This is a genomic window from Pseudovibrio sp. W64 (assembly GCF_001623145.1).
Lineage (GTDB): Bacteria > Pseudomonadota > Alphaproteobacteria > Rhizobiales > Stappiaceae > Pseudovibrio.
This window is the reverse complement of record NZ_LMCI01000008.1, coordinates 198523-216698: the sequence shown is the minus strand read 5'-3', so window position 1 is coordinate 216698 and position 18176 is coordinate 198523. Positions and strand designations below refer to the sequence as shown.

Annotated in this window: 16 protein-coding genes; 8 read left to right on the top strand and 8 right to left on the bottom strand. The window is 52.5% G+C overall.

Annotated elements, in window-relative coordinates:
• Positions 1–7: 7 nt before the first annotated feature.
• Together PsW64_RS05355 and PsW64_RS05350 are read right to left on the bottom strand one after the other, a co-directional pair.
• Positions 8–976 (bottom strand): AraC-like ligand-binding domain-containing protein, encoded by a 969-nt coding sequence (locus tag PsW64_RS05355; RefSeq protein ID WP_063302938.1) that lies wholly within the window; start codon positions 974–976, stop codon positions 8–10.
• A gap of 272 nt (positions 977–1248) precedes the next feature.
• Positions 1249–2142, bottom strand: a complete 894-nt coding sequence (locus PsW64_RS05350; protein ID WP_063302937.1) for a LysR substrate-binding domain-containing protein — start codon at positions 2140–2142, stop codon at positions 1249–1251.
• A 155-nt stretch (positions 2143–2297) separates the two neighbouring features.
• Here PsW64_RS05350 and PsW64_RS05345 point away from each other — a divergent pair, with 155 nt between their 5' ends.
• Positions 2298–3275 carry a TDT family transporter gene (locus PsW64_RS05345; protein WP_063302936.1) on the top strand — a complete coding sequence of 326 codons (978 nt, stop codon included), beginning with the start codon at positions 2298–2300 and terminating at the stop codon, positions 3273–3275.
• On the opposite strand, the gene PsW64_RS05340 is transcribed toward PsW64_RS05345, so the two are convergent.
• Entirely contained in the window at positions 3272–4147 is an 876-nt protein-coding gene (locus PsW64_RS05340) for a MurR/RpiR family transcriptional regulator (protein ID WP_063287601.1), read from the bottom strand. The genes PsW64_RS05345 and PsW64_RS05340 overlap by 4 nt on opposite strands.
• A gap of 162 nt (positions 4148–4309) precedes the next feature.
• On the opposite strand from PsW64_RS05340, the gene PsW64_RS05335 reads away from it, so the two are divergent.
• From PsW64_RS05335 to PsW64_RS05305, 7 genes are all read left to right on the top strand, one after another.
• Entirely contained in the window at positions 4310–5140 is an 831-nt protein-coding gene (locus tag PsW64_RS05335) for an N-formylglutamate amidohydrolase (RefSeq protein WP_063303114.1), read from the top strand.
• Positions 5140–5649 carry a TRAP transporter small permease subunit gene (locus tag PsW64_RS05330; protein ID WP_063302935.1) on the top strand — a complete coding sequence of 170 codons (510 nt, stop codon included), beginning with the start codon at positions 5140–5142 and terminating at the stop codon, positions 5647–5649. The genes PsW64_RS05335 and PsW64_RS05330 overlap by 1 nt, the downstream gene beginning before the upstream one ends.
• Entirely contained in the window at positions 5646–6971 is a 1326-nt protein-coding gene (locus tag PsW64_RS05325) for a TRAP transporter large permease (protein WP_063287599.1), read from the top strand. Before PsW64_RS05330 ends, PsW64_RS05325 begins: the two co-directional genes overlap by 4 nt.
• 139 nt (positions 6972–7110) lie before the next feature.
• Positions 7111–8166 carry a TRAP transporter substrate-binding protein gene (locus PsW64_RS05320; RefSeq protein WP_057461334.1) on the top strand — a complete coding sequence of 352 codons (1056 nt, stop codon included), beginning with the start codon at positions 7111–7113 and terminating at the stop codon, positions 8164–8166.
• A gap of 131 nt (positions 8167–8297) precedes the next feature.
• Positions 8298–9695, top strand: a complete 1398-nt coding sequence (locus PsW64_RS05315; RefSeq protein WP_063293438.1) for a glutamine synthetase family protein — start codon at positions 8298–8300, stop codon at positions 9693–9695.
• A 35-nt stretch (positions 9696–9730) separates the two neighbouring features.
• Positions 9731–11113, top strand: coding sequence for an aldehyde dehydrogenase family protein (locus PsW64_RS05310; RefSeq protein WP_063293599.1), 1383 nt, complete (start codon positions 9731–9733; stop codon positions 11111–11113).
• A gap of 5 nt (positions 11114–11118) precedes the next feature.
• The gene (locus tag PsW64_RS05305; RefSeq protein WP_063293437.1) at positions 11119–12282 is read left to right on the top strand and encodes an iron-containing alcohol dehydrogenase; all 1164 of its coding nucleotides are present in this window, start codon (positions 11119–11121) and stop codon (positions 12280–12282) included.
• A 78-nt stretch (positions 12283–12360) separates the two neighbouring features.
• On the opposite strand, the gene PsW64_RS05300 is transcribed toward PsW64_RS05305, so the two are convergent.
• Genes PsW64_RS05300 through PsW64_RS05280 form a run of 5 tightly spaced genes read right to left on the bottom strand, consistent with a single transcriptional unit; the run spans position 12361 to position 17999 of the window.
• The gene (locus PsW64_RS05300) at positions 12361–14166 is read right to left on the bottom strand and encodes a M24B family metallopeptidase (protein ID WP_063302934.1); all 1806 of its coding nucleotides are present in this window, start codon (positions 14164–14166) and stop codon (positions 12361–12363) included.
• 26 nt (positions 14167–14192) lie between these two features.
• On the bottom strand, positions 14193–15194 hold the full coding sequence (locus tag PsW64_RS05295; protein WP_063302933.1) for an ABC transporter ATP-binding protein: 1002 nt from the start codon (positions 15192–15194) through the stop codon (positions 14193–14195).
• On the bottom strand, positions 15191–16186 hold the full coding sequence (locus PsW64_RS05290; RefSeq protein ID WP_063302932.1) for an ABC transporter ATP-binding protein: 996 nt from the start codon (positions 16184–16186) through the stop codon (positions 15191–15193). Before PsW64_RS05290 ends, PsW64_RS05295 begins: the two co-directional genes overlap by 4 nt.
• Entirely contained in the window at positions 16186–17061 is an 876-nt protein-coding gene (locus PsW64_RS05285) for an ABC transporter permease (protein ID WP_057461340.1), read from the bottom strand. Before PsW64_RS05285 ends, PsW64_RS05290 begins: the two co-directional genes overlap by 1 nt.
• The gene (locus tag PsW64_RS05280) at positions 17058–17999 is read right to left on the bottom strand and encodes an ABC transporter permease (RefSeq protein WP_063287592.1); all 942 of its coding nucleotides are present in this window, start codon (positions 17997–17999) and stop codon (positions 17058–17060) included. The genes PsW64_RS05285 and PsW64_RS05280 overlap by 4 nt, the downstream gene beginning before the upstream one ends.
• Positions 18000–18176 lie beyond the last annotated feature (177 nt).

Here is an 18176-nt window from a genome sequence, read left to right as displayed (position 1 = left end):
CAATTTACTAGGCATATCGGTTCACAGCTGGCTCGTTCTGCCGTATCTGCTCTGCAAAGGTTCGCGGAGACATGCCCACCTGTGCCCGAAATGCTCGGTTGAAGGTCGACAGGTCACGAAAGCCAAACTCAAACGCCAGCTGAGAGATTCTGAAGGCCTGCCGGGAGTGCAGACGGCGCGATAACTCGCGTTTGAACCGCCCGACACGCACCTTGGCGATCTGCTCGTTACAGCTCAATCCGTGTTCTCTGAAAAGACGATAAATGCTACTGCGCGACATGCTGGAAAGCTTTGAAAGCTCATCGATATTGAAGCTCTCTTCCAACGCATTGTCGTGAATAAGAGACAACAGGAACTGCAGCTTGTCATATCCTTCTTGCAAAGCACTGGTGTCTTCTTCAAGAAAGGTCGCACTCACCACATCATTGAAAGCGCCTGAGAGCAAATGTTGTTTCTGACTTCCCGGCTGCGCTTCAAGCAGCAGATTTAGGTGGGCGTTGATCAGCTGGCCAGCCCCGGAAAACGCGGAGACCTTGCGACCACAGGCATAAGCAGAATTGAAATACCGATGCAGCAAATGGCGCGGGATATGAATGGATATCTGGTCAGACCCTAAAGTACGGTTTGCCCGGAAAGTGGAGGATTTGACGGAATCGATCAACGTCATGTCTCCGGGCTTGGAAAGCAGCGCGGTTTGTCCATTCTGTTCCAGCTCCGCTTCTCCCTGAAGCTGCAGAATCAGAAAATAATAGGCCTCGCCATCCTTGCTGATATCAGCAGGTCCACGGGTGATCTCTCTTGCATTGTGAGTGACGCGGGCGCAATCAACATCGCCAAGCTGGAGTATGGAGGCACTTCCCATGACACTTCCGGCTTCTGTGTTTGTAACAAAGTGACCACAGATTTCAGTCAGCCGTGTGTTCCATTCATCCAGCTCATATCGGCAGGATTGAGTTGAAGGTATCTGAATACACACTGGCGTCTCCCCTAACCAAGGGGAATGCTAGAAAGAATCTAAACAGCAATCAAGCCAGATATATGCATTTTCCTATAAATCGCTTATTTCATGCTCAGACTAAGGCAGTTTCAACTATAAGTTCAACTAAGTGAGTTTTGGATATACTACTGTAAAATATTGGTTTTTAGAAAAAACGACCATTAAACCACAGAAATGAGTGCGATATTCGAAATTCATTCAAACGCTGATTATTTGCATTTCCATAAAACTAATATTGCGCAAGCTACCCGTTATTCCCGACCCAAAGTCCAGCTGTGGGCGAACTCCCGAAAGGATTTGAAGACGGGGCTCTGGTATTTCTCCGTGTTATAGACCAGCGAGAATTGCCGGATCATCTTGTGCTTCAAGGGCACGATCGATAAGCGGCCATCTTGAACGGCGGCATTGACAGAGCGGCGAGAAAGCACAGTCAGACCGAGCCCTGCGATGACTGAGTTGACGATAGCTGTGGTGCTGTTGAGCTCGAACGCTTCTGTCCACTCTTCCAGGTTCGCTGCAACTTCAGTCAGAAAATATTCTCGTGTGCCAGATCCCGGTTCCCGCAAAACCCAGCTCTTTCCTTCGAGCGCATCTAACTCAAGCGGCTTATCGGAAGCGGGACACTGAGATGGCGCGCAGACCACGACCATTTCGTCCGTCATCCACGGTTCAACCTTGAGACGTTTGTCACTGACCTTTGCCTCAATGAACCCAAGATCTAACTCAAAATCCAGTAGCATTCTGCAGGTTTTGGTGGAATTGGAGAGGCTCATAGACTGGTGCAGATACCCCGTGTTTTCACGGAAATCTCCGAGCAGGGTGGGCAGCAGGTGGTTACCAATTGTGTAGCTGGACCCAATCCGCAAGTTACCGTTGGTTGCATCATCCCCTTCAAAAAGCTGCGTGATCGCTTCAGATCTATCCAGCAGTTCATCCGCCAGAGGAAGTAAACGGCGGCCTTGCTCGTTTAAGATGAGTTGCTTGTTGGCACGATCAAACATCTTCCACCCCAGTTGACGTTCCAGCTCAGCAAGAGCCATAGAAACGGCTGATTTGGTGAGAAACAGTTTTTCTGCCGCAGCTGTGATCGAGCCTTCCTGCGTAATCGAAACAAACACTTTAAGCTGACGAAACGTTACATTCATTTCTTTTCAAGGCCAATCTGTGGGACAGTATTGTATGGGGTTCAATTTTACTGAACCACCTATTCAATATATTCAGATTTTCAGGACATATCAAATCAGCTAGGAACTGGAGTTGCATACTTTGTCTTCTCACCCTCAGGTTATTGGCATTTCCGATGAATACTCTTCGAAACAAACTGGCTCATGTTCCGGCCCCTCTCGGTGGTCTCGCGCTAGGGATAGCAAGTCTCGGCTGGTCAATGGAAAATGCTGGCAATTTTGGAGGGGCGCTGCAACTCACGGGCGCATTGATTTCGAGCGTTTTGCTCGTGCTACTGCTTGGAAAAATCTTTTTTGCGCACACCGCAGTTTTTGAAGATCTGAGGCATCCCGTTGTTGGCAGTGTGCTCCCGACAACCGCAATGGCGCTTATGATCGTTTCCTATGCCATCGCGCAATACAATTTCACCATCGGGCAGATGCTCTGGCTGTTAGGCATTGGCCTGCATCTCACGTTGTTATCTGTGTTCATTTATCATCGCGCAAAAGGCTTCAATCTACAGCACATGGTCCCAAGCTGGTTTGTGCCACCAGTTGGAATCATCGTGGCAGCCGTTGCTTTTCCCGGCGGTGTGTTTGAAGGCTTTGCGAACGCTTTGCTCTGGTTTGGTTTGGTCGCCTATGCGCTGATGTTACCAATGATGCTGTATCGTTTGATTTTCCACGCCGAAGTACCCGATGCAGCGAAACCAACCATCGCGATCCTCGCTGCACCTGCCAGTCTTTCACTTGCAGGTTATCTCACTCTGACGAGCGATGCATCTCCAATTATGGTCGCCGTGCTTGGCGGAATTGCTGTGGCTATGACGGCGCTGATTTATATCTCATTCCTGCGCTTGTTCCGCCTGCCATTTTCTCCGGGCTTTTCCGCCTTCACATTTCCGCTCGTAATTGGCGCAACAGCGCTCTTTAAAACGGTAACATGGATGGAAAGTCTGGGCGCCAATGCCAGTCTTGTCGCGCAGATCAGAGCCTTGGCGCACATTGAACTTTATGTGGCAACAGCCGTCGTTCTCTATGTCAGCTTCAAATACCTGACATTCTTCGCACCGGCTCTGTTGCCAGCGCGTGCAACGGGACAGCAGACCAACTAACTGGACTTGCTGAACATCTTGGTCTTGTCGAACAGGTTCTCCAGCGTGTTCATCCGCTCCTTGGTCACCTTCCATGTGGAGGTGGTCATGGCTTCAATCATGGCTTCCAGAATAAACATGATGACAACGCTGCTGTCCCAGGCCGATGGTGCTTCAATGCGAGCGTTGAAAACATACTCCGCATTAACAGCTGCTGGTGAAGTCCACTGATCAGTAAACACGATCACAACCGCCCCACGTTCGCGCGCCAGATCGACAAAGCGCAGGATATCATGTTCGTATCGACGGATATCGAACACCACCACAACATCACCCGGTTTCATGTTCAGGAGATAGTGCGGCCACGTGTTGGAGTTGGAGGCGATGGCAATTACATCGTCACGGATCACCTGCAAATGCGTAAAGAAATAGTCCGATAAAGCGCGTGTAATGCGGCCACCAACAATGTGGACAGCCCGCTCCCGCTCCGTCAACAAACCCACAGCCTGATCAAAATCCTGCGTATCAAGCTGCTGTAAGGTTTGTTTCAGATTGTCGATGACCGCATCAGCAAATCTGTTCAGAATATGTGCATCGGGTGCATTTCGGGTCCAGCGCTCCTGTTTAGAAATCGGGTTGGAAATTGTTTCTTCCACTTCCAACTTCAAGGCTGATTGCAACTCGGTAAACCCAGCAAAACCAATCTTTTGTGCCATTCTGACCACCGTCGGACCAGAGACATTTGCCGACTTTGCAAGCTCTGACACGCTGCCTAATCCGCTGACTGGATAATTTGCAAGCAAGGAGACGGCCAGCTGACGCTCTGCACGAGTTAACCCATTAAAATGTCCGCGTAATTTTTCTGCAACGGTCTGTTCATTTGGGTCTCGCACGTCTCTCACCTACCTGATGTATGTATATTTGCCTAGTTTTTAGGCTTTGTGAAACGTTCCTTTCAGATTAGTCTCCTTGGAAACGTTTCTTTCAGAAACTCTTTTACGAATAAAAAGACTGAAAGTACAAGGAAAAACAAGATGCATTCGGGGGGACTGTTCTTGTCTGAAGTCAAAACTGACCAGATAGAATCTGTTGGCAACGACACTGTTGAAACGATCAATACAGGAGGAACGGCTCCAGTTGTGTTGGTCTGCGAACATGCATCCAAGTTTATTCCTGCATACCTAAATGGCCTCGGTCTAAGTGAAGAAGCTGCAAGCAGCCATGCGGCTTGGGATCCAGGAGCTTTGGCGATTGCCAAGCTTCTCTCCGCCAAGCTGAACGCACCTTTGGTCGCTCAACGAATTTCGCGCCTCGTTTATGATTGTAACCGCCCACCGGAAGCATCGAGTGCCATGCCGGAAAAAAGCGAGATCTACGAGGTGCCGGGCAATGTTTCGTTGAATGATGAACAGCGGCAAGACCGGGCCAACAAATTTTATCGTCCCTTCCAGTCCGAATTAAAACAGGTGATCGACGCCAAACATGCGGCAGGCCAACTCCCGGTGATGGTCACGATCCACTCGTTCACACCGGTTTACAACGGCAAGAAAAGAGCCGTTGAGGTGGGTGTACTGCATGACAGCGATACCCGCTTTGCCGATGTACTGCTGGAAGCACTGTGCCCGTCAGATCTCTACGACATCCAAAGAAACGAACCATATGGGCCTGAAGACGGGGTTACGCATACCCTCGTTGATCAGGCACAATCCCGCGGCCTGCTAAACGTTATGATTGAAGTGCGCAACGACTTAATCGCAGAGCGAGCAGACCAGAAGAAAATTGCAGACTTGTTAGGAGAGGCAATTCTGCAAGTCCTGCCACAGTTTAGCGCTGAAACAACTGTGAGCGGGCAGGGAGCAACAACAAAAGCAAGGGCAGCAGATTAATGCCAAGGGGAATAGTTGTTTTCGTCAGGTACGTGGACTGGATCAACAAATATGTTGGCCGCTTTGCCATGTACCTCATTTTCGTGATGCTGGGGGTGCTGTTGTATTCCTCAATCGCGAAGACCTTTTTCGCACCGCCGCTCTGGACGCTGGAAACAGCCCAGTTCACCATGGCAGCCTACTACCTTCTGGGTGGCGCCTATTCCATGCAGACACAGTCTCACGTGCGCATGGACCTGTTTTACGGAAGCTGGTCTCCACGGCGTAAAGCCACCATGGATGTCATGACCATCCTGCTTCTGATTTTGTACCTCATCTTCCTCCTTTACGGCGGTCTTTCCTCATTGGAATACGCAGTCAAATACGGTGAGGAAAGCTACTCGGCTTGGGCACCACCTATGGCGCCGATCAAAGCCATTATGTGTTTTGGAATATTCTTGATGCTGCTTCAGGCAATCGCGACGTTCTTTAAAGACTTGGCCGCAGCCCTTGGGAGGCCGGTGCCATGAGTTATGAACTGATCGCAATTTTGATGTTCTCCAGCATGATGCTGATGCTCCTGACCGGGCAACGTGTTTTTGCTGCAATTGGTTCCGTTGCTGTTATCGCCGCCCTTCTGCTGTGGGGTGATGGTGGCTCCGAAATTGCCTTCTCCGCCAGCATGAAGCTGATGAAGTGGTACCCGCTCCTCACGCTGCCACTGTTCATTTTCATGGGCTATATGCTCTCTGAATCAGGCATTGCCGAAGATCTTTATAAGATGTTCCATGTCTGGACAGGTGGCCTTCATGGTGGATTGGCCATCGGCACAGTCGGCCTCATGGTGATGATTTCAGCCATGAACGGTCTGTCTGTGGCCGGTATGGCCATCGGCGCAACCATCGCACTACCTGAGTTGCTGCGTCGTGGTTATGACAAGGTCATGGTGACCGGCGTTATTCAGGCTGGTTCCTCACTTGGCATTCTCGTACCGCCAAGCGTTGTACTGGTTCTTTACGGCATGATTGCCCGACAACCTGTCGGCAAGCTTTGGCTCGCAGGTGCTATTCCGGGTTTGCTGCTGGCAGGGCTGTTCATTCTTTACATCGTGGTGCGTTGCCGCCTTCAGCCGGAATTGGGTCCAACCCTTTCTGAAGAAGAGCGCAAAGAGATCACGTGGTCCGAAAAAATCCGCCTGTTACAAGCTGGTGTGATCCCGCTGTTCATCTTCTTTGCGATGACAGGTCTGTTCCTGATGGGTGTAACCAGTCTCGTGGAAAGTTCCGCCGTTGGTGCAACAGCTGCCACACTGGCCGCTGCATTCAAACGGCGCCTCACCTTCCGCCTGCTGCACATCACCACTGAAAAGACGCTGCAGATCAGCTGTATGTTCATGTGGATCATTCTTGCAGCTCTTGCGTTTGGCGCTGTGTTTGACGGATTGGGCGCTGTGCGTGCAATTGAAGGTTTCTTCGTGGGTGACCTCGGTCTTGGCCCATGGGAAATCCTTCTGCTGATGCAGCTCTCCTACATCGTCATGGGCATGTTCCTGGATGACACCGCGATGCTCGTGATTGTGGCTCCGCTTTACGTGCCATTGGTCAAAGTGCTTGGGTTTGATCTGGTCTGGTACGGCGTGCTGTACACCATCACTTGCCAGATCGCCTATATGACACCGCCATTTGGTTACAACCTGTTCCTGATGCGTGCCATGGCGCCGCCGGAGATTTCGCTGACAGACATCTACAAATCCATCATTCCATTCGTGGCAATCATGGTGTTTGGATTGGCTCTGGTCACGGTCTTCCCGCAAATCGCGCTCTGGCTGCCCAACCTTTACTACGCGAGGTGACATGACAAGGCATCACAAACGTACCCATTGAAGTAATTAGCGAATTCCGGATGGAGACAGATAAAAATCACACCCCTCGCTATAAAAAGTCCACCGGTTCTGAGGGATCCAGAAATTCATATTCCAAGGGGAATTGAGTATGACGAATAGACGTGATTTTCTTAAGAAAGCTGGTTTAACAACCGTCGCCGCTGCTGGTGCATCTACTCTTGCAGCTCCGGCTGTTCATGCAGCAGGTCGTCCTATCAAATGGCGCCTTCAGACATATGCTGGTGCAGCACTTGCTCAACATGTGATCAAGCCATCCATTGATGCCTTCAACAAGGCAGCAAATGGTGAGATGGAGATCGAGCTGTACTACGCAGACCAGTTGGTACCAACTGGTGAACTTTTCCGTGCCATGCAGCGCGGCACCATTGATGCTGTGCAGTCTGATGATGACTCCATTGCAGCACCAGTAGATGTATCTGTTTTCGGTGGCTATTTCCCATTCGCTTCCCGTTACAGCCTTGATGTTCCAGCCCTGTTTAACCATTGGGGCCTGAAAGAAATCTGGGAAGAAGCTTATGACGAAGTAGAAGGCGTTAAGTGGCTTTCCGCTGGTGCATGGGACCCTTGTCACTTTGCGACAAAAGACCCGATCCGCAGCCTTGCTGACCTGAAAGGCAAGCGCGTCTTCACCTTCCCAACCGCTGGTAAATTCCTGACACGCTTCGGCGTTGTTCCGGTCACCCTGCCATGGGAAGACATTGAAGTTGCAATGCAGACTGGCGAACTGGACGGTATTGCGTGGTCCGGTATCACTGAGGATTACACTGTAGGTTGGGCTGACGTGACCAACTACTTCCTCACCAACAACATCTCCGGTGCATGGGCTGGCTCTTACTTTGCCAACGAAGAGCGCTGGAATGAACTGCCAGATCACCTGAAGACCCTCTTTAACCTGTGCATGGATAGTTCGCACTACTACCGCCAGCACTGGTACTGGGCAGGCGAAGCCAAGCTGCGTACACAGGGCGAGAAGATGGAGCTGACCTCCATTCCTGATGAAGAGTGGGCAACTGTTGAAGACGAAGCTCTCAAGTTCTGGGACGAGATTGCAGCCAAGTCCGAGCGTAACGCCCGCGTTGTTAAGATCCTGAAGGAATACAACGCAGCAATGGCAAAAGCTGGTCGTCCTTATCGCTACGGCTAAGCTGTTTTTCCAAGATTGGTCAGCCCGGTTTTCGGGCTGGCCACACCACACAGTAACGAAGCAGTGTCGGTGATGCCATGCAGGAGAGGCACAGGCATCCGCCGCTTTAATAGGGTCCTCGGGGAACAGGTATGTTGCGAGAAGAAACCAAAAAGACACGTAGAACCGGAAAACTGACCCTCGACGAGTTACGCGAGCTGGTCGACACCGGTGAGATAGACACCGTTATTGCCGCACAGGTGGACATGCAGGGCCGCTTAATGGGCAAGCGCTTTCAGGGTGAGTTCTTCGTGAACAGCGCCTGGGAAGAAACTCACAGCTGTAACTACTTGCTTGCAACCGACATGGAGATGGCCACTCCGGATGGCTACAAGGCCACAAGTTGGGAAGCGGGTTATGGCGACTACGTCATGAAGCCGGATCTTGCCACCTTGCGCATTATTCCATGGCTGGAAGGCACCGCACTGGTACTGTGCGATGTGCTGGACCACCACACCCATAAAGAAGTTCCACATTCTCCGCGCGCCATTTTGAAAAGCCAGGTCGACCGCCTCGAAGGCATGGGCATGACCGCTAACATGGCGACTGAACTGGAGTTCTTCCTGTTCAAAGAGAGTTTTGAAGAAGCCCACGCCAAGGGCTACCGCAATATTTCGCCAGTCTCAGCCTATAATGAGGACTATCACATCTTCCAGACCACCAAGGAAGAGAACGTGATGCGTGCCATTCGTAACGGGCTTAACGGCGCCGACATTCCGGTCGAGTGCTCCAAAGGTGAAGCTGATGCCGGTCAGGAAGAGATCAACGTCCGTTATTCTGATGCACTGAATATGGCAGACCGCCATTCCATCATCAAAAACGGCTGTAAAGAGATCGCATGGCAGAACGGCCAGAGCATCAGCTTTATGGCCAAGTGGCATTATGATGCTTCCGGCAGTTCCTCCCACGTGCACCAGTCTCTTTGGGGCAAGGATGGCGAGTCTCTGTTTTACGATCCATCCGGCGAATACGGCATGTCCAAGATGATGCGCCATTACCTCGCTGGTTTGCTGAAGCACGCAAGTGCGATCACCTATTTCCTTGCGCCAAACATCAACTCCTACAAGCGCTTTGCCGCTGGTACCTTTGCGCCGACCAAAGCAATCTGGAGCATGGACAACCGTACCGCTGGCTATCGCGTATGCGGCGATGGTACCAAGGCTGTGCGTGTTGAGTGCCGTGTTGGCGGCGCAGACCTGAACCCATATCTGGCAATGGCCGCGCTGCTCGCTGCTGGCATTGATGGCATCGAAAACGAACTTGAGCTGGAGCCAGAGTTCAGAGGCGATGCTTACGGAGGTAAGGGCGCTCGCGAAATTCCGACGACCTTGCGCGATGCTGCCACCGAAATGAAGTCTTCCGAGATGCTTCGTGCTGCGTTTGGGGGCGATGTGATTGATCACTACGCACATGCCGCCAAGATCGAGCAGGATGAATATGACCGCCGTGTAACCGACTGGGAAGTTGCGCGCGGGTTTGAACGGGCCTGATAAAACCAGCCCACGCTGTGAATGATGAGTTGACCATGACAAAAACACTAAAATGTATTTCGCCGGTTGATGGTTCTGTATTTGCAGAACGTCCGGTGGCAAGCCAGAAAGAAGCAGAAGCCGTCATTGCCAGTGCCAAGAGCGCGCAGAAAGAGTGGGCAGCGCGTCCACTTGCAGAGCGTATCAAACTGGTAATGGCTGGCGTCGCAAAGATTGGTGAACAGAACGACGAAATCGTTCCTGAACTCGCAAAAATGATGGGTCGTCCGGTCCGTTACGGTGGCGAGTTTGGCGGCTTTAACGAGCGCGCCTCGCACATGGCAAAGATCGCGGAAGAAAGCCTGAAACCGATCATTGCCGAAGAGAGCGACAACTTCGAGCGCCGCATCGAGAAGGAACCGCACGGCGTCATCCTCGTGATCGCACCATGGAACTATCCATACATGACTGCGATTAACACCGTTGCTCCGGCCTTGATTGCTGGCAACGCGGTGATCCTGAAGCACGCCACCCAAACGCTTCTGGTTGGTGAGCGTCTGGCAAATGCGTTTGCAGAGGCAGGTGTTCCGGCAGAGGTATTCCAGAACCTCTTCCTGGATCATGACACCACCTCTCACCTGATCACGGGCCGCAATTTCGGCTTCGTCAACTTTACAGGCTCTGTTGGTGGCGGTCGTGCGATGGAAATCGCTGCAGCTGGTACCTTCACAGGTCTTGGCCTTGAGCTGGGCGGTAAAGATCCGGGCTACGTGATGGATGATGCGGATGTTGAGGCTGCGGCTGAAACACTCATTGATGGTGCTATGTTCAACTCCGGCCAGTGCTGTTGTGGTATCGAGCGCATCTATGTCCATTCTTCCAAGTACGATGCCTTTGTGAAGAAGGCTGTTGAGATCGTTTCCGGTTATAAGCTCGGCAACCCGCTGGATGAGAAAACCACCATCGGCCCAATGGCGAACGTTCGTTTTGCAGAGCTGGTACGCAAACAGGTGGCAGATGCTGTTGGGCAAGGTGCAAAGCCTATGATCGACGCGGGCCTCTTCCCGGAAGATGATGGTGGTGCTTACCTCGCACCTCAAATCCTCGTGGATGTGAACCATGATATGGAAGTGATGCGCGAAGAGAGCTTCGGTCCTGTGGTCGGCATCATGAAAGTGGAGAGCGACGAAGAAGCAATCCGCCTGATGAACGACAGTCACTACGGCCTGACGGCGTCTCTCTGGACACAGGACCTTGCACGGGCAGCAAAGCTCGGCGCTCAGATTGAGACCGGTACCGTGTTTATGAACCGCGCGGATTATCTGGACCCCGCCCTATGCTGGACAGGCTGCAAAGACACGGGCCGCGGCGGCGCTCTGTCTGAGATCGGCTACCAGAACCTGACCCGTCCAAAATCGTATCATCTTAAAAAGGCATAAGAAAAATGACTCTGACAGCAAACTGGAGCTACCCGACCGCCATCCGCTTTGGTGCCGGGCGCATTAAGGAACTGGCCGATGCTTGTGCAGCTGCTGGTATAAAAAAGCCGCTGCTTGTCACCGACAAAGGCCTTGCAAACCTGCCAGTCACTGCCAGCACTTTGGATGTGATGGAAGAGGCTGGTCTTGGCCGCGCCATGTTCTGTGAGGTTGATCCAAACCCAACTGAGATCAATCTGGAAGCAGGTGTTGCAGCCTTCAACGCAGGTGGTCATGACGGTGTGATTGCATTCGGTGGAGGCTCAGGCCTCGATCTTGGCAAGCTGATTGCGTTCATGGCAGGTCAAACCCGTCCGGTCTGGGACTTTGAAGACATTGGCGATTGGTGGACGCAGGCTGATGCGGATGCGATTTATCCGAATATCGCAGTTCCAACCACAGCAGGTACCGGATCTGAAGTTGGCCGTGCAAGCGTTATCACCAATTCTGAGAGCCACGTAAAGAAGATCATCTTCCATCCGAAGATCCTGCCAAGCGTGGTAATTTGTGATCCTGAGCTGACAGTTGGCATGCCGACGATGATCACAGTTGGAACTGGCATTGATGCATTCGTGCACTGTCTCGAAGCCTACAGCTCTCCTCATTACCACCCGATGTCTCAGGGCATCGCGCTGGAAGGCATGCGTCTTGTTAAGGAGAACCTGCCGAAAGTCTTTGAAAATCCAAATGATATCGAAGCTCGCGGCCACATGATGAGTGCAGCAGCTATGGGGGCAGTGGCTTTCCAGAAAGGCCTTGGCGGTATTCACGCGCTGGCACATCCGGTAGGTGCGGTTTACAACACCCATCACGGTCTGACCAATGCTGTGATCATGCCAACGGTGCTGAAGTTCAACCGAGGTGCGATTGAAGAGCGTATTGAGAAGCTCGCTGCTTACCTTGATATTCCCGGTGGTTTCGACGGTTTCTTCGCTTTCGTGATGAAGATGCGCTCGGATATGGGCGTTCCGAATACTCTGGCCGAACTTGGTATAGGTACTGACAAGATTGATGTGCTTGCAGAAGAAGCGGTGAAGGATCCAAGTGCTGGCGGCAACCCGGTTGAGTTTACGCTGGAAGCTGCAAAAGCTTTACTCATTGAGGCTATTGGAGAGCAGGTATCGGCCTGATTTCTCATTAAACTACAAATAATTAGCCCCGCAGAGCTTCTGGCTTTGCGGGGCTTTTTCTTATCGCATCAACTGTGATTACTCCGGCAACTCACAGCAACTTATCAGGTAGTCATAGGCATCAGGGCTCAGCTCCGGCCCAAGAACCCGTTTCAGATCAGCGTTGTAATCGCCTAGCCATTTGATTTCCGCGCGGGTCAGATCAACCATGTTGAGCATCTGCGGTTCAATGGGGATGTACGAAAGGTTCTTGAAAACGAGGAAACCATCGTCTTCCTCTACGATCTCAAAAAGGTTCTCAATCCGGATACCGTATTGATTTGCAACGTAATATCCCGGTTCAATGGACATTACCATGCCAGCAACGAGGTCCACCGGATTGTAAGGCTTGCCGATGCGTTGCGGCTGTTCGTGAACGGAGAGGAAGTGCCCGATCCCATGACCGGTACCGTGATCATAATCGAGCCCCAGATCCCAAAGCGGCCTGCGGGCAAACCCGTCGATGTGGTGGCCTTGTGTGCCTTTCGGGAAACGCAGTGAAGCCAACGCGACAAAGCCTTTGAAAACAGCGGTATAGGCAGCTTTAAACTCTTCCGATGTTTCCGAGAACGCAAAGGTGCGTGTCGCGTCGGTAGTGCCATCCTGATACTGGCCGCCGGAATCCAGCAGATATGTGTGGTCAGGAAGGATCGCGGAATTGGAGGCATCCGTAGCTGCATAATGGCACATTGCGGCGTTGCCGGCGGCAGCTGAAATGCTTCTAAAGCTTGGATAAACAAAGTCTTTCTGGCGTTTGCGCTCGGTCAGAATGCGTTCGTCCGCTTCCAGCTCGTGCACCGGATCGCCTGCTTTGGCTCTTTGCGGAACTTCCCGTTTTAACCAAGCAGAAAACTCGGTCCATGCAATGCCATCACGCACATGACAGTCGCGCAACCCTTTGAGTTCATTTACGTTCTTCTTAGCCTTGGTGAGCGTAATCGCCCCCTGTTCCATGACGGGAATACCACCAGAAGCCTGAACAGCAAGACGGGTTGCGACGGGGGAGAACATCGGATCGATCAGAACCTGAGTTCTTTCTCCAGCCATTTTTTCCAGCGAGCTGATGAAGCTGGCAGGGTCTGCGGTTTCCACTTTCTCCAATTCATACTCATCCAAGCTATTGGAAAGTTTGCGAGAATCCACGAACCAACTCGCAGAGCCATCGTCTTTCAGCAGCAGAAAGGAATGTGGGATAGGGTTGAACTCAACGTCATCACCGCGAACATTTAGAAGCCAGGCGATGTTGTCGGGCTGGGTTTCCACCAGTACCTTTGCGCCTTTGTGCTTCAGGTGCGCTGCAATTTCAGTCCGTTTCTCAAGGCTGGTTTTACCTGCTTTATCAAGGGAATACGGAGTAACTGGAGAGAGCGGTTTTTCTGGTTGGTCCGACCAGATTGCATCAATGATATTGCTAGCTGTTGCCACCAGTAAGGCACTTGTGTCTTTAGCTCCACCAGCAAAACGATCCCACCAAGCTGAGGGGATAAGCATCGGATCGACGCCGATTTGCTGACCTGCCTTCATATTGGTGGAAATCCAATTTTCCAGTGGTTCATCAAAGATATGCTGGTAGGAGAAGAACTCGCTGCTGCATTGGTTGCGCACCTGAACGGTGTAGCGGCCATCAACAAACATAACCGCTTGATCTACCGTTACAATCGCAAGACCTGCGGAGCCAGTGAAGCCAGTTGCCCATGCCAGACGCTCGTCATGCGGGGCGCAATATTCCCCCTGATGCTCATCAAAACGCGGGATGATAACTGCATCCAATCCAGTGCGCTTCAGCTCGTCTCGTATGAGGTTCAAGCGGTCTGTGGTTCTTTCAAATTTCTGATTTTCCAACATTTTTTGCTCGATCGTGTGATGGGGTTTTATGCTGATAGAAGAGCTTCGGCATGATGACAAGCCACTTTACCGAGCTCGTCTAATGCCCTCAATCTGGGAGTTTCACTTTGGCATCGCCCTGAGGCATGGGGGCATCTTGCATGGAACGCGCAGCCCTTTGGCACGTTGAGCGGGCTGGGCAGTTCGCCGGAGATTGACGGGCGAGTATGGCGTTTGTCTGGATCAAGAGAAGGGGCAGCTGCCAGAAGAGCCTTGGAATAGGGGTGTTTTGGGGCGTTGAAGAGCTGTTCTGAATCGCCGATCTCAACAATTGTGCCCAAATAAATCACCGCGACCCTGTGGGAGACGTGGCGGACAAGTCTGAGGTCATGCGCCACAAACAGGATGGTCAGATCCAGTTTGTCCTGCAGTTCCAGCAGCAAGTTCACCACCTGTGCCTGAACTGATACATCCAGAGCGGACACCAGTTCGTCCGCAACCAGCACCTCTGGTTCAACCGACAAAGCCCGTGCAATAGCAATGCGTTGGCGTTGTCCGCCAGAAAACTCGTAGGGCAGCTTATCCGCAGCATCTTGCGGCAGGCGCACCAAGTCCAACAACTCGGCTATGCGATCATTGATTTGCTCAGGTGGCCGCATGTTGTGAACACGCAGCGCCTCGCTCAAGACCTGTCGCACTGTCATGCGGGGATTGAGGGAGGAATACGGGTCCTGAAACATCATCTGGACCTTGCGGTTATACTCTCGCAAGGCAGCGGCATCCTTGGCTGCAACCTCTTGCCCGTCATAATGTATTTTGCCCGCATCTGCCTCATAAAGGCGGGCCAGACAGCGGGCTAAAGTGGACTTCCCGCAGCCAGATTCGCCAACAATGCCAAGAGTTTCACCCCGTTTTACTTCAAGGCTCACCCCGTTGAGTGCTTTGACGATGCGTTTTTGTTTGCGTTGAATTGCGTCGAAGAGGGTTCTTTTGAGCGGAAAGTGTAAATGAAGGTCTTCAACTTCCAAAACCGGAGCTTCATTGGTCATGCCAGCACCTCCTCACGAATGTCTGCCGTGAAATGGCAGGCAGATGAAATTCCATCTCCCAACACGGAGAGTGGTGGTTTGGTACCAAGGCACACATCCTCCGCTTTGTGGCAGCGCGGCGCGAAGGCACATCCTTTGGGCAAAGCATCCAGCGCCGGTGGTGTGCCGGGAACAGAGTACAGCGGTGTGCGGGGTGGCATGTTTTCTGGTACCGATTTCAGCAGGCCAAGTGTGTAAGGGTGCTGAGGTCGTTTCAGGACATCGCGAACTGAACCGGTTTCTACCAGGCGACCAGCGTACATCACCGCCACGCGATCACAAGTTTGCGCGACCACACCCAGATCATGGGTCACCAGCACAATTGCCATATTGAGGTTCTTGGCCAGCGACAACAGCAGCTGTAGGATCTGATCCTGAATGGTGACATCAAGTGCGGTGGTTGGTTCATCCGCCAGCAACAATTCCGGATTGGAAGCCAGTGCAATGGCGATCATCACCCGTTGGCGCATGCCGCCGGAGAACTGGTGCGGGAAATCCTTGAGGCGGGACGAGGCGCTGGGAATACCAACAGTATCCAGCAGCTCGATGGCGCGAGCCTTGCGGGCACGGCGATCCAGATCCGTGTGGGCTTTCAGGTTCTCCTCAATCTGCAAGCCCACGGTGAGCAGCGGGTTGAGCGAGGTCATTGGCTCCTGAAAGATCATGGAAATCTGACTTCCACGAACAGACTGTAATTGCTTGTCTGTGCGGGTGAGCAGATCCTCTCCCTTCCAGTAAACATTGCCTTCCACCGTGCCATAGTCGCGAGCAAGGCCGATGATGGAGCGCAAACTGATGGATTTACCAGAGCCACTTTCGCCCACCAGTCCAAGCACCTCACCAGCACGTACATCAAACGAAATGCCATCAACAGCGCGCAGAACGCGGCCTTTGCTGTGGAAGGTGGTGGTGAGATCGCGAACCTGTAACAGGCTCTCGTTTTGGTTGGTCATTATGATGCCCCCCGTGGTCTGAGAACATCAGCAAGGCTGTCTCCCACCAAGGAGAACCCAAGCCCAGTCACAACAATCGCAATCCCCGGCATCAGGCTCATCCACCAGGCGGTGGTGATGAAGTTGCGCCCTTCTGCAATCAGCACGCCCCATTCTGCCTGCGGTGGCTGTGCGCCAAGGCCGAGATAACCTAGAGAAGACCCAAGCAGGATGGCAAGGGCCATATCGGTCATCCAGTAGGTGATGAGAGGTGTTGTGGCATTGGGCAGCAAATGGCGGAAGATGATGCGAGTGGAGGAGTATCCCATCACTCGTCCGGCAGAGGCATAATCGCTGGTCATCTGTGTCATGATTTCTGCACGGGTGAGGCGGGCATAATAGACCCACTGCACCAGCGTCACCGCCACGTACATGTTGGTCAATCCCGGTCCCAGAACCGCAACAACAGCAATGACCAGCACCAGAAACGGGAAGGTGATGGTGACATCAACCAAGCGGCCAAAGAGCACATCGGCAATGCCGCCGTGATAAGCAACCAGCGAGCCAACCACAACACCAATCACCATGGCGAAGAAGGTGGCAAAAAACGCAATTTGCATATCAACCTGATACGCCCAGATCACGCGGGAAAGGGTGTCGCGGCCCAGATTGTCCGTGCCAAACGGATGCGCCCAGCTTGGTGACTTCTGGATCGCATTAAAGTCAAAGGCGTTGGGATCATACGGTGCAAATGCCCATGGGAATACGGCAAGCAGGATGGAAGAGGACAGGATGAAGAAGCCCAGCAAGAACCCTGGGCGGAGCAGAGCTTTGACCCGTGGGTGGAGCTTTTTCTTCTGCGGCGTGGTGGCTTGGAGTGTATCGAGCTGGGTCATGACAGGCGTAACCTCGGATCAAGCCATGCCTGCACCATATCGGTGAACAGAAACACGAGAGAAACCATAACAGCGAAGGTGAGGGTGAGGCCCTGTATCAGCGGATAATCGCGGGCAAAAATCGCCTCCAGCATCAACCGGCCAAGACCGGGAACCGCGAACACCGTCTCCGTCACCAGCGTTCCGCTCATCAGATTGCCGATGGAAAGGCCGAGCAGTGTAACGGTGGAAATGAGCGCATTGCGCAGGACATGGCGGCCCAGAATAACGCTTCGGGACAAGCCCTTGGAGCGGGCAAACTGCACATAGTCGGCATCCAGCACCTCAATCACGGCAGACCGCAAATTCCGCATGATGATTGCGGAGGTGTAAAGCGCAACCGTCAGCGCGGGCAACATCAAGTGGTGCAGATGCTGCAAAAACGTCGTGCCATAACCACCAACCGGAAACAATCGCAAGGACGCTGCAAGGAACGTGAGCAGCAACAGGCCGATGTAAAACACAGGGGTCGACAAGCCGACCTGAAAACCACTGCGAATGGCAATGTCGAGCCCACGGTTTTTGTTCAGCGCGGCGACAAAGGCCAATGGGCCAGCAATGAGAATGGAAAGACAAACGGCATAGAGCGTGAGGAACGCAGTGACTGGAATGCGTTCAATGATGACTTCCAGAACTGGCGCTTTGAGAAGAATGGATGTGCCCATATCTCCACTCAAAGTGTTCCTGACAAAATAGAAGAACTGCATGACCAGCGGTTCATTTAACCCGAGTTTTTGGCGGATGAGTTCCAGCTGAGCTTCGGTGGCTTTGGCATCGGCCATGGCGATGGCCGGATCCCCTGGCAGCATACGTACCAGCAGAAAGATAACGACCATCACAAGAAGAAAGGTCGGAATGATCTGCAGCAGCCGTGACACCAGATAGGAAAGTGACGACATTCCTGAGTCCTAATAGGGCGTGAGCATTGAGAGCCGAAGCGACAGATAATGGGATTGACGCTTCGGCTTTCCGGATTGCATAGGGCAGACGGTCTGGTCCTGCCGTTTTCTGATCAGACCACCCGCTCCGTTTACTTCACACCCGGCTTGCCTGTTGATGCAGGCCGGGTGCACTCA

Coding starts and splice junctions, on each gene's coding strand:
- PsW64_RS05350 (WP_063302937.1), bottom strand. CDS start 2,142: ATGAATGTAACGTTTCGTCAGCTTAAAGTGTTTGTTTCGATTACGCAG.
- PsW64_RS05345 (WP_063302936.1), top strand. CDS start 2,298: ATGAATACTCTTCGAAACAAACTGGCTCATGTTCCGGCCCCTCTCGGT.
- PsW64_RS05330 (WP_063302935.1), top strand. CDS start 5,140: ATGCCAAGGGGAATAGTTGTTTTCGTCAGGTACGTGGACTGGATCAAC.
- PsW64_RS05325 (WP_063287599.1), top strand. CDS start 5,646: ATGAGTTATGAACTGATCGCAATTTTGATGTTCTCCAGCATGATGCTG.
- PsW64_RS05320 (WP_057461334.1), top strand. CDS start 7,111: ATGACGAATAGACGTGATTTTCTTAAGAAAGCTGGTTTAACAACCGTC.
- PsW64_RS05315 (WP_063293438.1), top strand. CDS start 8,298: ATGTTGCGAGAAGAAACCAAAAAGACACGTAGAACCGGAAAACTGACC.
- PsW64_RS05310 (WP_063293599.1), top strand. CDS start 9,731: ATGACAAAAACACTAAAATGTATTTCGCCGGTTGATGGTTCTGTATTT.
- PsW64_RS05305 (WP_063293437.1), top strand. CDS start 11,119: ATGACTCTGACAGCAAACTGGAGCTACCCGACCGCCATCCGCTTTGGT.
- PsW64_RS05300 (WP_063302934.1), bottom strand. CDS start 14,166: ATGTTGGAAAATCAGAAATTTGAAAGAACCACAGACCGCTTGAACCTC.
- PsW64_RS05295 (WP_063302933.1), bottom strand. CDS start 15,194: ATGACCAATGAAGCTCCGGTTTTGGAAGTTGAAGACCTTCATTTACAC.
- PsW64_RS05290 (WP_063302932.1), bottom strand. CDS start 16,186: ATGACCAACCAAAACGAGAGCCTGTTACAGGTTCGCGATCTCACCACC.
- PsW64_RS05285 (WP_057461340.1), bottom strand. CDS start 17,061: ATGACCCAGCTCGATACACTCCAAGCCACCACGCCGCAGAAGAAAAAG.
- PsW64_RS05280 (WP_063287592.1), bottom strand. CDS start 17,999: ATGTCGTCACTTTCCTATCTGGTGTCACGGCTGCTGCAGATCATTCCG.